Source organism: Micromonospora sp. WMMD998 (assembly GCF_029581235.1).
Classification (GTDB): Bacteria; Actinomycetota; Actinomycetes; order Mycobacteriales; family Micromonosporaceae; genus Micromonospora.
Map to the genome: position 1 here is coordinate 4329869 of NZ_CP120740.1, position 13062 is coordinate 4342930.

15 protein-coding genes and 1 riboswitch are annotated in these 13062 nt (G+C 73.3%); of the genes, 7 read left to right on the forward strand and 8 right to left on the reverse strand.

Annotation, left to right across the window (positions count from 1 at the left end; all coding sequences use genetic code 11):
* Nucleotides 1-37: 37 nt before the first annotated feature.
* Nucleotides 38-595 carry a DoxX family protein gene (locus O7619_RS19810; RefSeq protein WP_282282592.1) on the forward strand — a complete coding sequence of 186 codons (558 nt, stop codon included), beginning with the start codon at nt 38-40 and terminating at the stop codon, nt 593-595.
* Between the two features lie 171 nt (nt 596-766).
* The gene (locus O7619_RS19815) at nt 767-1135 is read left to right on the forward strand and encodes an FKBP-type peptidyl-prolyl cis-trans isomerase (RefSeq protein WP_282282593.1); all 369 of its coding nucleotides are present in this window, start codon (nt 767-769) and stop codon (nt 1133-1135) included.
* A gap of 52 nt (nt 1136-1187) precedes the next feature.
* On the opposite strand, the gene O7619_RS19820 is transcribed toward O7619_RS19815, so the two are convergent.
* The 5 genes from O7619_RS19820 to pdhA all read right to left on the reverse strand — a co-directional run bounded on the left by O7619_RS19820 (nt 1188) and on the right by pdhA (nt 6781).
* The gene (locus O7619_RS19820; protein ID WP_282282594.1) at nt 1188-1547 is read right to left on the reverse strand and encodes an anti-sigma factor antagonist; all 360 of its coding nucleotides are present in this window, start codon (nt 1545-1547) and stop codon (nt 1188-1190) included.
* A gap of 166 nt (nt 1548-1713) precedes the next feature.
* Nucleotides 1714-2985, reverse strand: coding sequence for an Ig-like domain-containing protein (locus O7619_RS19825; RefSeq protein WP_282282595.1), 1272 nt, complete (start codon nt 2983-2985; stop codon nt 1714-1716).
* Between the two features lie 231 nt (nt 2986-3216).
* The gene (locus O7619_RS19830; RefSeq protein WP_282282596.1) at nt 3217-4584 is read right to left on the reverse strand and encodes a dihydrolipoamide acetyltransferase family protein; all 1368 of its coding nucleotides are present in this window, start codon (nt 4582-4584) and stop codon (nt 3217-3219) included.
* A complete protein-coding gene (locus O7619_RS19835; protein WP_282282597.1) occupies nt 4569-5573 on the reverse strand; it encodes an alpha-ketoacid dehydrogenase subunit beta in 1005 nt (334 codons plus the stop codon). The genes O7619_RS19830 and O7619_RS19835 overlap by 16 nt, the downstream gene beginning before the upstream one ends.
* Entirely contained in the window at nt 5573-6781 is a 1209-nt protein-coding gene (pdhA, locus tag O7619_RS19840) for a pyruvate dehydrogenase (acetyl-transferring) E1 component subunit alpha (RefSeq protein ID WP_282288882.1), read from the reverse strand. The genes O7619_RS19835 and pdhA overlap by 1 nt, the downstream gene beginning before the upstream one ends.
* Nucleotides 6782-6853: 72 nt before the next feature.
* Here pdhA and O7619_RS19845 point away from each other — a divergent pair, with 72 nt between their 5' ends.
* Nucleotides 6854-7360 (forward strand): Lrp/AsnC family transcriptional regulator, encoded by a 507-nt coding sequence (locus O7619_RS19845; protein ID WP_282282598.1) that lies wholly within the window; start codon nt 6854-6856, stop codon nt 7358-7360.
* Nucleotides 7361-7364: 4 nt separating this feature from the next.
* Here O7619_RS19845 and O7619_RS19850 read toward each other — a convergent pair whose 3' ends face one another.
* Both O7619_RS19850 and O7619_RS19855 read right to left on the reverse strand, forming a co-directional pair.
* Nucleotides 7365-8348: a DNA primase small subunit domain-containing protein gene (locus O7619_RS19850; RefSeq protein ID WP_282282599.1), complete on the reverse strand. Its 984-nt coding sequence runs from the start codon at nt 8346-8348 to the stop codon at nt 7365-7367.
* Nucleotides 8349-8381: 33 nt separating this feature from the next.
* Entirely contained in the window at nt 8382-8711 is a 330-nt protein-coding gene (locus O7619_RS19855) for a hypothetical protein (RefSeq protein WP_282282600.1), read from the reverse strand.
* A 139-nt stretch (nt 8712-8850) separates the two neighbouring features.
* Between O7619_RS19855 and O7619_RS19860 the strand changes: the two genes are divergently transcribed.
* From O7619_RS19860 to O7619_RS19875, 4 genes are all read left to right on the forward strand, one after another.
* The gene (locus O7619_RS19860; protein WP_282282601.1) at nt 8851-9582 is read left to right on the forward strand and encodes a histidine phosphatase family protein; all 732 of its coding nucleotides are present in this window, start codon (nt 8851-8853) and stop codon (nt 9580-9582) included.
* Nucleotides 9566-10429: an NAD(P)H-hydrate dehydratase gene (locus O7619_RS19865; RefSeq protein ID WP_282282602.1), complete on the forward strand. Its 864-nt coding sequence runs from the start codon at nt 9566-9568 to the stop codon at nt 10427-10429. Before O7619_RS19860 ends, O7619_RS19865 begins: the two co-directional genes overlap by 17 nt.
* Before the next feature lie 67 nt (nt 10430-10496).
* A complete protein-coding gene (locus tag O7619_RS19870; protein ID WP_282282603.1) occupies nt 10497-10997 on the forward strand; it encodes a hemerythrin domain-containing protein in 501 nt (166 codons plus the stop codon).
* Nucleotides 10998-11159: 162 nt separating this feature from the next.
* Nucleotides 11160-11249: riboswitch (ZMP/ZTP riboswitch) on the forward strand.
* An 18-nt stretch (nt 11250-11267) separates the two neighbouring features.
* The gene (locus O7619_RS19875; RefSeq protein WP_282282605.1) at nt 11268-12704 is read left to right on the forward strand and encodes a glycine hydroxymethyltransferase; all 1437 of its coding nucleotides are present in this window, start codon (nt 11268-11270) and stop codon (nt 12702-12704) included.
* A 43-nt stretch (nt 12705-12747) separates the two neighbouring features.
* On the opposite strand, the gene O7619_RS19880 is transcribed toward O7619_RS19875, so the two are convergent.
* On the reverse strand, nt 12748-12999 hold the full coding sequence (locus tag O7619_RS19880) for a hypothetical protein (protein ID WP_107160278.1): 252 nt from the start codon (nt 12997-12999) through the stop codon (nt 12748-12750).
* Nucleotides 13000-13062: the final 63 nt, after the last annotated feature.

Below are 13062 nucleotides of genomic sequence, written 5' to 3' on the forward strand. Positions count from 1 at the left end.
GATGCCACCGAAGCGCGGTGCCAGGGACAGAAGGGACGTGGACACCATGACCGCGACACGCGAGCGGACCCCCGCCATCACCACCGCTCCGGCGGCTGAGACCCCCCGCCAGAAGGCCACCCGGTACGTCTGGGCCGGGCTGCGCATCGCCCTGGGTTGGGTGTTCCTCTGGGCCTTCCTCGACAAGATGTTCGGCCTGGGGCACGAGACCCCGGCGAAGAACGCCTGGATCAACGGCGGCAGCCCGACCAAGGGCTTCCTCGGCTTCGGCGTGGCCGGCCCGTTCGAGGGCATCTACCACGACATCGCCGGCGCGGCCTGGGCCGACTGGCTGTTCATGCTCGGCCTGCTCGGCATCGGCGTGGCCCTGCTGCTCGGCATCGGCACCCGGATCGCCGCCGTCACCGGCGGGCTGCTGCTGGTCCTGATGTGGACGGCCGTGCTGCCCCCGGAGAACAACCCCGTCATGGACGACCACCTCATCTACGCGGGGCTGCTCGCCGGCCTGGCGCTCGTCGGCGCCGGCAACACCCTCGGCCTCGGCCGGGCCTGGGCGACGCTCCCCCTGGTCCAGCGCTTCCCCTGGCTGAGGTGAGAGCAGGCCGCCCCGGGGCGGGCGTCGCCGACCGGCGACGCCCGCCCCGTCGCCTGTCCCGACGTCGCCTGTCCCGACGTCGGCGGCGCGGCGGGTACCGGCGCGTATCGGTCGGTCGCGATCAGGCAGGATCGACGGTGACTTTCCCGTCAGCACCGAGGAGACCCGCTCATGGAGAAGCCCGAGGTTGGCCCGATCGAGGGCGCGCCGCCCGCCGATCTCGTCGTCGAGGACATCACGGTCGGCGACGGCCCGCAGGCCCAGGCCGGCCAACTGGCCAGCGTGCACTACGTGGGCGTGGCCCACTCCACCGGCCGCGAGTTCGACGCCTCGTGGAACCGGGGCGAGACGTTCGAGTTCCCGCTCGGCGGCGGCCAGGTCATCGCCGGTTGGGACCAGGGTGTGATCGGCATGAAGGTGGGCGGCCGGCGCCGACTCACCATCCCGCCGCACCTGGGCTACGGCGCCCGGGGCGCCGGCGGCGTCATCAAGCCGAACGAGACGCTTGTCTTCGTGGTGGACCTGCTCGGCGTGCGCTGAGCGCCCCCCGACCGTCGGGCCGTCGGCGTCGTGCCGGCGGCCCGACCGGCGTTCAGGCCGCCGCGCAGGCCAGCAGCTCCGGCTCGCGGCCCGACTCCCGCACCGGGACGACCCGGTGCAGGCCGGTCACCCGCAGCACCCGGGCCACCACCGGCTCGGGGTCGACAAGCACCAGCTCCCCACCGCGGGCCCGCACCCGCAGGTGGGCGGCGGCCAACGCGCGCACCCCGGCGGCGGAGAGCAGGCGCACGCCGGACAGGTCGACCCGCAGCACCGGCCGCGCCGGGGCCGCCCACAGCGCGGCCCGGAACGCCGACACGGTGGCGATGTCGATCTCGCCGACCGGGCGCAGCTCGACCACGTGGTCGCGCACGTCCATCGCCACCGCGAAGCGGTCGCCGCTGTCTCTCATACCGCCAAACCTACCCCCGCCCACCGACAGTTTCGGCTGCTCGCAGGCGCGGTTCCGGGTAGCGCCCGGGTGCCGACCCCGAGCCGTCTCAGGGTCATCCCGCAGCCGCCCGCCCTGCCGGGGCCGGTCCGCGCACGCGGACCGGCCCCGGCCGTTCCTCCCCGGTTCAACCGCCGCTGTTGCTCCTGGTCGGGGTGGGCGCGGGCGACGAGCCCCCGGCCACCGCGCCCGGGTGCGGCGTCGCGCTCGGCGTCGGCTTCAGCCCCGCCGGTACGGGCAGCGCGCTGCCCTTGGCGAACTCGTCCCAGCTGACGTTCCAGGCGGTGAAGCCGTTGCCCGGCTGGAGCTTCACCTCGGTGCCCTTGACGGTCACCAGGTCACCGACCTGCGTGACGCCCATCAGCCAGTCCGCGCCGGCGGCCGAGACGTTCGTGCAGCCGTGCGAGGTGTTGTTGTAGCCCTGCTCCCCCTCCGACCACGGCGCCGAGTGGATGAACTCCCCACCCCAGGTCAGCCGCTGGGCGTCGTCCACGTCGACCACGTAGCCGCCGTCCGGCTCGCCCCGCGTGTCGAACGTGGTGTGCTCGTGCTTCTCCATGATCACCATGGTGCCGCTGGAACTCGGCGTGCTGGGCTTGCCGAGGCTGACCGGCAGCTTCCTGAGCACCTTGCCGTCCTGGTAGACAGTCATCTGCTTGGTGGTGTTGTCGATGTCGAGCGACACCCGCCGGCCCACCCGGGCGGTCGCCACGTGGTCGGCGTCGCCGACCGCCTCCTTGCCGATGGGCAGCCCCTCCAGCGCGCTGCGCACGCTGATCTTCGTGCCGGGCTTCCACTGGTCGGGGGCCCGGTACTCGGCCTGCTTGCCGTCGGACATCCACGACCAGGTGCCCGGCTGCGGCGGATCGGTCTTCACGAACAACCGCCGCTGCACGTCCGCCCGCGCCTGTTCCGGAATCGGCGGGTCGAACCCGAGCACCACCGGCATCGCCGTCCCGTACGTCTCTTTGTCCCGGAAATACAATTCGCTGGTGACGGCCGGTTTGGTGGATTTGGCCATCGTCGTGAACGTCGTCTTCCGCGTCGCGGTCTTCCCGGAATCGCCGGTCACGGTCACCTCCGCCGTGTACGTCCGGGAATTCGCCAGCGGACGGTCCGGCACCCAGCCCGATCCGTCCTCGCGCGGCTGCGCCGGCACCGGGCGGCCCCTGTCGTCGGTGAGCTTCACGCCGGTCACCCTGCCGTTGCTGACCTTCGTGCCCACCTCCGCGCTGATCGGCACGTCGCGGGCCCGGTCGGCCGGCGTCACCGTGACCGACGGCGGCGTCGCCTCGGCCTTCCGGACCACCGACTTCGGGCCGGCGGTGCACGCGCCGACCGCGAGCGGCGCGATCGCGACAGTCACCGCGAAAAGCGTCAGTCGCCGCCTCACAAACATATGTCGCCCCCCATTTCCGCCAACCCCTCGCCCACATTCTGTAGGCCCGGCGTCATGGAGTGGCACCTTCGGCGGAATTGCTCGGAAACGGCTGCGAAAAGTGGGTGGGCGACGACCGGATCGGCATTCCCCCACCCCGATCGTCCGGTTGCGCGAGACCAGCGGGGATCCTGGTACGAGAGCGCCCCTTCGGGGGCCGTCTCGTACCAGGATCCCCGGCCGGGACGGGGGTCAGACGTTCGCGATCAGCAGGGCGGGACGCTCCATGCAGTCGGCCACGTGCCGCAGGAAGCCGCCGGCCACCCCGCCGTCGCAGACCCGGTGGTCGAAGGTGAGGCTGAGCTGGGTCACCTTCCGGACGGCGAGCTGCCCGTCCACCACCCACGGCTTGTCCACGATCCGGCCGACACCGAGCAGCGCCGCCTCCGGATGGTTGATGATCGGCGTCGAGCCGTCCACCCCGAACACGCCGTAGTTGTTGAGCGTGAACGTCCCGCCGGTCAGCCGCGCCGGCGGCAGCGTACCGGCACGGGCCGCCGCGGTGGTCTCGGCGAGCGCGGCGGCCAGCTCCCCGGTGGTGAGCCGCTGGGCGTCGCGCAGCACCGGCACGACCAGCCCCCGGTCGGTCTGCGCGGCGATGCCCAGGTGCACCCCGGCGAACTGGACGATCCGCTGCCCCTCGGTGTCGACATGCGCGTTGAGCTGCGGGTACTTCCGCAGGGCGCTGAGGCAGATCCGGGCCAGCAGGGCCAGGATGCTCACCGGCGCGTCCGGGGTGGCGGCGTTGATCGCGGCCCGGGTCTCCAACAGCCCGGTGGCGTCCACGTCGACCCAGATGGTCACCTCGGGGATCTCCCGGCGACTGCGGGAGAGCTTGTCGGCGATCACCCGGCGGATGCCGGTGAGCGGAATGACCACGTCGTCGCCGGCGGCCGGGGCCGACCCGACCTGCGCGTCCGGCACCGCCGCCAACCGGGCCGCCGGGGCGTCCCCGGCGGACTCCACGTCGGCCCGGCGGATCACGCCACCCGGCCCGGTGCCGCGCAGCGACGCCAGATCGACCCCGCGTTCCCTCGCCAGCCGTCGCACGATGGGCGAGATGACAAGCGGCGCGGCGGTCACCGCGGACGGACCGGGCACCGCCGCGACGGGCGGGTCCGGCCGTTCCGGCGCACCGGGATCCGGGGCGACCGCCAGGCGGGGACGGCGTCGCCGCCGCCCCGGGCCGCCGTGCCCGGTGCCGTACCCGATCAGGACGTTCCCGGAGCCGGCCCGCTCCTCCTCGCGGTAGGTGGCGTGCGCATCCGGCGCGTCGCCGCCGTCGACCGGGGCGATGGTGACCAGCGGCTGGCCGACCGGACGTACCTCACCCTCCGCGCCGTGCAGGGCGACGACCCGGCCGGGGTACGGGCAGGGCACGTCGACCACGGCCTTGGCGGTCTCCACCTCCACCACGCTCTGGTCCACGGTGACCACGTCGCCGACGGCGACCCGCCACTGCACGATCTCCGCCTCGCTCAACCCCTCCCCCAGGTCCGGCAGGAGAAAATCACGGGTCCCGACAGTGCCGCTCATGCGCTCGGTCATGCCGCCACCCACCGCGTGTCGGGCTGGTCGTCCCACTGCAACCGGGCGACGGTGTCCAGCACCCGGTCCACCGACGGCAGGTGGGTGTGCTCCAGCATCGGCGCGGGATAGGGGATGTCCAACCCGGACACCCGCAGCACCGGGGCGTGCAGGGCGTGGAAGCAACGCTCCTGGACCCGGGCGGCGATCTCGGCGCCGACGCCGGCGAAGCCCTGCGCCTCCTGGATCACCACGCAGCGGCCGGTGCGGCGCACCGACTCGGTGACGGTGGCGTCGTCGAACGGCACGATGCTGCGCACGTCGACCACCTCCAGGTCCCAGCCCTCCTCGCCGGCCGCCTCCGCCGCGGCCAACGCCACCGGCACGGCCGGGCCGTACGCGACGAGCGTGGCGTCGGTGCCGGGGCGGCGCACCACGGCGGTGCCGATCGGCGCGGTGCGCGCCGGCAGCTCCGCCTCGGCGCTGCCGAAGTAGAGCTTCTTCGGCTCCAGGAACACCACCGGGTCCGGGTCGTCGATCGCGGCGCGCAGCAGCGAGTACGCGTCGTCGACGGTGGCCGGGGTGACCACCTTCAGCCCGGGGGTGTGCGCGTAGTACGCCTCCGACGAGTCGCAGTGGTGCTCCACGCCGCCGATCCCTCCGGCGTACGGCACCCGGATGACGATCGGCACGCTGAGCGCGCCGCGGGTGCGGTTGCGCAGCTTCGCCACGTGCGAGGCGATCTGCTCGAACGCCGGGTACGCGAACGCGTCGAACTGCATCTCGACCACCGGGCGCAGCCCGGACATGGCCAGGCCGACCGCGAAGCCGACGATGCCGGCCTCGGCGAGCGGGGTGTCGAAGCAGCGCTTGTCGCCGAACCGGGCCTGCAACCCGTCGGTGATCCGGAAGACGCCGCCGAGTTGGCCGACGTCCTCGCCGAAGACGACCACCCGCTCGTCGTCGAGCATCGCGTCGGCGAGCGCGGCGTTGAGGGCCTTCGCCATGGTCACGGTGGCCATCAGGCGTCCCCGTCCTCGTCGTCGGCGGCGGCGGCCAGTTCGGCCCGGACCAGTTCGCGCTGCTCGATGAGCTGCGGCGTCGGCTCGGCGTAGACGTGGTCGAAGAGGCTCAGCGGGTCCACGGTCGGCTGCTCGTCCATCCGGCGGCGCAGCGTCGCGGCGTACGCCTCGGCCTCCTCGGCGACGGCCGCGACCGCGGCGTCGTCGAGCACGCCCCGGGCCCGCAGGTACGCCTCCAGCCGGGCGATCGGGTCGCGGTCGCGCCACGCCTCGACCTCGTCGGCGTCGCGGTAGCGGGTCTGGTCGTCGGCGTTGGTGTGCGGCTCCATCCGGTAGGTGTGCGCCTCGATCAGGTAGGGGCCCCTGCCGGCGCGGGCGTGCGCGACCGCGCGGTTGAGCACCGCCAGCACGGCCACCGGGTCGTTGCCGTCGACCTGCTCGCTCGGTACGCCGTAGCCGACGCCCTTGTGGGCCAGGCTCGGCGCGGCGGTCTGCCGGGACAGCGGCACGCTGATCGCGTACTTGTTGTTCTGCACCAGGAAGACCACCGGCGCTTTGAACACGGCGGCGAAGTTGACGCCCTCGTGGAAGTCGCCCTCGCTCGTGGCGCCGTCGCCGATGAACGTGAGCGCCACGGTGTCCCGCCCCTGGTACCACTCGCCGTAGGCCAGTCCGGCGGCGTGCACGCACTGGGTGGCGAGCGGCGTGCACTGCGGCGCGGTGTGGGTGACGGCCGGGTCGTACCCGCAGTGCCAGTCGCCGCGCAGCAGCGTGAGCACCTCGACCGGGTCCAGGCCGCGGGCGGTGAGCGCCATCGACTCCCGGTAGGTGGGGAAGACCCAGTCGGAGTCGCGCAGCGCGAGCACGCCGCCGACCTGGCACGCCTCCTGGCCCCGCGCGGACGGGTAGACGGCGAGCCGGCCCTGCTTGGTCAGCGCGGTGGCCTGGGTGTCGAAGCGACGCCCGACGACCATCCGGCGGTACATCTCGCGCAACGTCTCCACCGGCGGTTCGGGGTAGTCGTCGCGGGGCGGCAGCGGGGTGCCGTCGGGGTCGAGCAGCCGGACCGGCGTGGACTGCGGGAGCAGGCCGGCGGACGGGTCTTCGGCGGCCGGGGTGGCCGGCCGGCGGGTGCGCGGGGATGCCCTGCGGACCGCCTGGGGTGTGGTCGTCACGGCGGGGACCTCCTGGACGTGTGGTGGGCCTATGGTCCTGCCGATGGATGATTGACTCAACATCCGCGATGAACGCGGGACGAATGGCGTGGGAAGGTGAGCGACGTGAGCCAGGAGACCGGGACCACAGCGGGCACGGCCGGCGGAACGGGACGTTCGGCCGGGCCGCTCGACGAGGTGGACCGGCGGATCCTGCGGGAGCTGGTCGCCGACGCCCGGCTCTCGATCAGGACGCTCGCCGAACGGGTGCACGTCTCGCGCACCAACGCGTACGCCCGGGTGGAGCGGCTGCTGCGCGACGGCGTGCTCACCGGCTTCACCGCGCGGGTGGCGCCGGAGCCGGCCGGGCTGGGGACGTCGGCGTACATCGCGTTGACCATCGAGCAGAACACCTGGCGGGAGGTCTCCGCCGAGCTGGCCCGGGTGCGCTACATCGAGCACGCGGCGTTGCTCAGCGGCGAGCACGACGTGCTGGCGCTGGTCCGCGCGCCGGACAACGCCACGCTGCGGGACGTGGTGCTGGACCGGGTGCAGAGCATCGCCGGGGTGCTGTCCACCCGCACCTGGCTGGTGTTCGAGGAGTTCGACGGCACGCAGAGCCCCTGGGCCTGACCCGCTACCGTTCCGGCGGCGACTCCAGACCCTCGGCGTCGGCCAGCGCCAGCAGCGGCTCCAGGGAGAAGCGCCGCTCGTCCAGGCCGGCGTGCGGGTCGCCGCGCCCGGCGAACCGGGCCGGCATGCTGAGCACGTCGAAGTCCTCCGGCCGGGCGTCGTCCAGCTCGGCCCAGTCCAGCGGCGCCGAGACCAGCGCCGCCGGGGTGGGCCGGATCGAGTACGCCGAGGTCATGGTGTGGTCGCGGGCCATCTGGTTGTAGTCGACGAACACCGGCCGGTCGCGTTTGTCGCGCCACCACGTGGTGGTGACCAGGTCCGGCCGCCGGCGCTGCATCTCCCGCCCGAGCGCCAGCACCGCCCGCCGGCACTCCCCGAAACTCCAGCGCGGCTCGATCGACACGTAGACGTGCAGGCCCCGGCCGCCGGTGGTCTTCGGGAACCCCGCCAGGCCCAGCTCGGCGAGAAACGCCCGCACCTCGTGGGCCACCGGCACCACCTGGGCGAACTCCACCCCCGGCATCGGGTCGAGGTCGATGCGCAGTTGGTCGGGGTGCTCCACGTCGGCCTTCGACACCGGCCACGGGTGGAACCGCAGCGTGCCCAGGTTGGCCGCCCAGATCACCACGGCCAGCTCGCTCGGGGCGACCTCGTCGGCAGTTCGGCCGCTGGGGAACGTGATGTGCGCGGTGCGCACCCAGTCGGGCGCGCCCGCCGGCAGCCGCTTCTGGTAGAACGCGTCGCCCTTGTTGGTCTGCCGGGTGGCCACCTTCGCGCCCTCGAACACCCCGCGCGGCCAGCGCTCCAGCATCGTCGGCCGGTCCCGCAGCGCGCGCAGGACGCCGTCGCCGACGGAGAGGAAGTAGCGGACCACGTCCAGCTTGGTCAGCCCGCGCTCCGGGAAGTAGGGCTTGTCGGGGCTGGAGACGCGGACCAGCCGCTCCCCCACCCGGATCTCCTCGGCCGCCGCGGTCGCCACGCCACACACGGTAGGGCACCGGACGGTGCCGCGGGCGTGTCCTCAGCTCACCAGCAGGACCCCGACCACGATCAGCGGCACGCCGACGAACAGGAAGATGCCGACGCCGGTGAGCACCCGACCGCCGCCGCCGTCCTGCCGCTCCGGCGCGAGGCCGAACGCGGACCTCGCCGGCAGCATGCCGATCCGGCTCAACGTCAGGTCGCCGGTCATCCCGACCAGGCCGCCTACCAGCATGAACGCCACCCCCAGCCGATGCACGAAGCCACCGCCGTCGATCGCCACCCAGATGCCGACCACCGCCGCGATCACCACCGCCGCGATCAGGAGCAGCACCAGCGCCTCCCGCAGGCCCCGCAGCACCGTGGACATGCCCACCTCCCCCCAGCGGGCCACCCGGCCCGGCGGACATTCTGCCGCTTCGATACCGGATGGCGCTGCCCCGTGGGCCGGAGCCGCCGGGCCGGGCCGCCGCGGTTACCCGGCGTCGACCCCGGGTACCGGGAGCCGCATGGCGGAGTTGGCAGCGCTCTGGATCGTCCGGCACGGCGAGAGCACCGCGAACGTCGCGGCCACCACGGCCGAGACGTCCGGCGCCGAGCTGATCGACCTCACCCACCGGGACGCGGACGTGCCGCTGTCGCCCACCGGCGAGGAGCAGGCCCGGGCGACCGGCCGGTGGCTCGCCGGCCTGCCCGCGGAACGCCGGCCGGACGTGGTGGTGGCGTCGCCGTACCTGCGCGCCGTGCGCACCGCCGAGCTGGCGCTGGCCGGCACCGGCCTGCCGATGAGCCGGGACGAGCGGCTGCGCGACCGGGAACTGGGCATCCTCGACGGGCTCACCGGGCACGGTGTGCGCGCCCGCCACCCGGAGGAGGCGCGGCGGCGGGCCTGGCTCGGCAAGTTCTACTACCGCCCGCCCGGCGGCGAGTCGTGGACCGACGTGGCGCTGCGACTGCGGGCGCTCCTCGGCGACCTGCGCCGCGACCACGACGGCGGCCGGGTGCTGCTGTTCGGCCACGACGCGCTTGTCTTCCTGCTCCGTTACCTGGTGGAGGGGCTCACCGAGGCGGAGCTGGCGGCGCTCACCCGTGAGCAGGTCATCGCCAACTGCTCGGTGACCGGCTGGCGCGCCGACGACGCCGGCCGGCTCACCCCCGAGCTGTTCAACGACGTCGCCCACCTGCACCAGCAGGGGGCGCGGCCCACCAGGGAGGACGAGGTCAATGCCGAGCCGGTCTGACGTGATCACCCCCGCGCTGCTGCGGGACTGGGCGCTGCCGGTGCCCACCGGCGGCAAGGAGGCGCGCGGCACCGTGCTCGTGGTCGGCGGCTCCCGGTTCACGCCCGGGGCGGTGCTGCTCGCCGGCGTCGCCGCGCTGCGCGCCGGCGCCGGCGTGCTCCAGTTGGCCGCCGCCGAGTCCACCGCCGCGTCGCTGAGCATCCAGGTCCCCGAGGCGCTCGTCGTCGGCCTGCCGGAGACCGACGAGGGCGCGGTCCGGGGCGACCCCGGCGACCTGCTCGGTGATCTGGTCGCGGACGCGGACGTGGTGGTGGTCGGCCCCGGGCTGAGGGACATCGACGCCACCGGGGAGGTGCTGCGCGTGGTGCTCGACGCGGCCGGCCCGGAGACCGCGCTGGTGCTCGACGCGTACGCGCTGGGGGCGCTCAGCCACGAGCCGGGCCTGCTGGTCGGCTCGGGCCGCAAGGTGGTGCTCACCCCGAACCTCACCGAGGCGCGTCACCTGCTCGACCGCGACCCCGGCGACGACCTGGACGCCGAGGCGGTGGCGCTGGCCGACCGGTACGAGGCGGTGGTCTCGCTCTACGGCCACATCGCCACCCCGGACGGCCGGGCGTGGCGGGAGGAGAGCGGCGACGCCGGGCTGGGCACCTCCGGCAGTGGCGACGTGCGGGCCGGGCTGCTCGCCGGGCTGCTCTCCCGTGGCGCCGACCCGGCGCAGGCGGCCTGCTGGGCGGCGTTCGCGCACGCGGTGAGCGGGCAGCGGCTGGTGCCCCGGTACGGCCGGATCGGCTTCCTCGCCCGGGAGCTGCTGGACGAGATCCCGTACACGCTGGCCACCGTCTGATCCGCACGGTTTGTGCCGATCGGGGCCGGGGTACCGGGGCGTCATCAGCCGACCTAGGAGGTAACCGGTGTCCACCGACGCGATCGTCCTGCTCAAGGAGGACCACAAGGAGATCCGCCGACTGTTCACGGCGTTCCAGGATGCCGAGGACGGGCCGGCGAGCCGGCGCGGGAAGATCGTCGGGCAGATCATCGAGGCGCTGACGGTGCACACCTACCTGGAGAACGAGGTGATGTACCCGGAGATCCGCAAGCTCGTGCCCGACGTCGAGGACGACATCCTCGAATCGTACGAGGAGCACCACGTCGCGGACGTGCTCTGCCTCGAACTGCACGCCATGGACGCCGACGACGAGCGGTTCGTCGCCAAGACGACGGTGCTGATGGAGAACGTGCTGCACCACGTCGAGGAGGAGGAGCAGGAGTGGTTCCCGAAGGTGCGCGACGCGCTCGGCCGTAACCAACTCCAGGAGATCGGCCAGCGCATGCTCGACCTGCGCCCGAAGGCCCCGACGACGCCGACCGCCCCGAAGGCGCTGAAGAAGGCACACGACGCCGTCGTCGCCTGACCCGGATGTAAGGCGGGGGCCCCGCTTAACACGTGGATGTTAAGCGGGGCCCCCGCCTCTACCGAATGCGTTAACCGGGGCCCCCGCCTTACACCTCACCGGGTGCGCTCCGGTGGGCCGCCCAACCCCGCAGGTCCGGACCGGCGCGGACCGCTAGGATCTCCCACGGGCCGTGACTGGCGCGTGGAGATGGAGCACCATCGGGGAGCGGCCTCGTCACGAGGACGCATGCCGAGCGCCTGGGCCTTCCGCACGTCACCAGGAGGTCGCATGTCGCACAACGCCGAATCCACCGCCTTCCGCAGCGCGCTGGAGGTGATCCGCGCCGTGGAGCCGCGGGTGGCGGACGCCATCTCCGCGGAGCTGGCCGACCAGCGCGAGTCGCTGAAGTTGATCGCCAGTGAGAACTACGCCTCCCCCGCGACGCTGCTGGCCATGGGCAACTGGTTCAGCGACAAGTACGCCGAGGGCACGGTCGGGCGTCGCTTCTACGCCGGCTGCCAGAACGTGGACACGGTCGAGTCCCTCGCCGCCGAGCACGCCAAGGAGCTGTTCGGGGCCGCCCACGCGTACGCGCAGCCGCACTCCGGCATCGACGCCAACCTGGTCGCCTTCTGGGCGATCCTGGCCGACCGGGTCGAGTCCCCCGCGCTGAAGAAGGCGCAGGTGCGCCAGGTCAACGACCTCACCGAGGCGGACTGGTTCGCGCTGCGCCGGGAGCTGGGCAACCAGCGGATGCTCGGCATGTCGCTCGACGCCGGGGGCCACCTCACCCACGGCTTCCGGCCGAACATCTCCGGCAAGATGTTCGACCAGCGCAGCTACGGCACCGACCCGACCACCGGCCTGATCGACTACGACCGGGTGGCCGAGGCGGCGCGCGAGTTCAGGCCGCTGATCCTGGTGGCCGGCTACTCGGCGTACCCCCGGAAGGTCAACTTCCGGATCATGCGGGAGATCGCCGACTCGGTCGGCGCCACCTTCATGGTCGACATGGCGCACTTCGCCGGCCTGGTCGCCGGCAAGGTCTTCACCGGCGACTTCGACCCGGTGCCGCACGCGCACATCGTCACCACCACCACGCACAAGTCGCTGCGCGGCCCGCGCGGCGGCCTGGTGCTCTGCGGCCCGGAGCTGGCCGACCAGGTCGACCGGGGCTGCCCGATGGTGCTCGGCGGCCCGTTGCCGCACGTGATGGCCGCGAAGGCGGTGGCGCTGGCCGAGGCGCGTCGCCCCGACTTCGCCGACTACGCCCGGCGGATCGTCGACAACGCGCAGGCGCTCGCCGACGGGCTGCTGCGCCGGGGCGCGACGCTCGTCACCGGCGGCACCGACAACCACCTGGTGCTCATCGACGTCTCCGGATACGGCCTGACCGGCCGCCAGGCCGAGCAGGCGCTGCTCGACTCCGGCATCGTGACCAACCGCAACGCGGTGCCGCAGGACCCGAACGGCGCGTGGTACACCTCCGGCATCCGGATCGGCACGCCCGCGCTGACCACCCGCGGCCTCGGCGCCACCGAGATGGACGCCACCGCCGAGCTGATCCACACCGTGCTCACCCAGACCACCGCCGGCACCGGCCCGGACGGCGCCCCGTCGAAGGCGAAGTACGTGCTGGACCCGGCGACCGCCGAGTCGGTCGGCAAGCAGGCCGCCGACCTGCTCACCCCGTTCCCGCTCTATCCCGAGGTCGACCTGACCTGAGCCGGTGCGCGCCCCTGCCGCACGACGACAGGGGCGCGCAACCTCAGCGCAGCGGACGCTTGAGGTGGTAGCGGTGCACCTCGGTGCTGCCCTGCACGTTGTTCACGTCCTCGGCGGCGGTGACCAGCTCCCAGCCCTCCCGGCCGACCCGGTTGAGGTGCGCGACCGCGGTGTCGCCGTACGCGGTGACGTCGGTACGGGACCCGTCCGGGCCGTACCAGACGAACGAGACGTGGAAATTCCGGCCCTGCCCCTGATAGCGGCGGACCAACAACGCGTACTCCCAGGCAACCATCCGTCCATTATCAACGGATAGCCGACGCGCGGGAACACGTGAGGTGCCGGCCCGACGACGGTG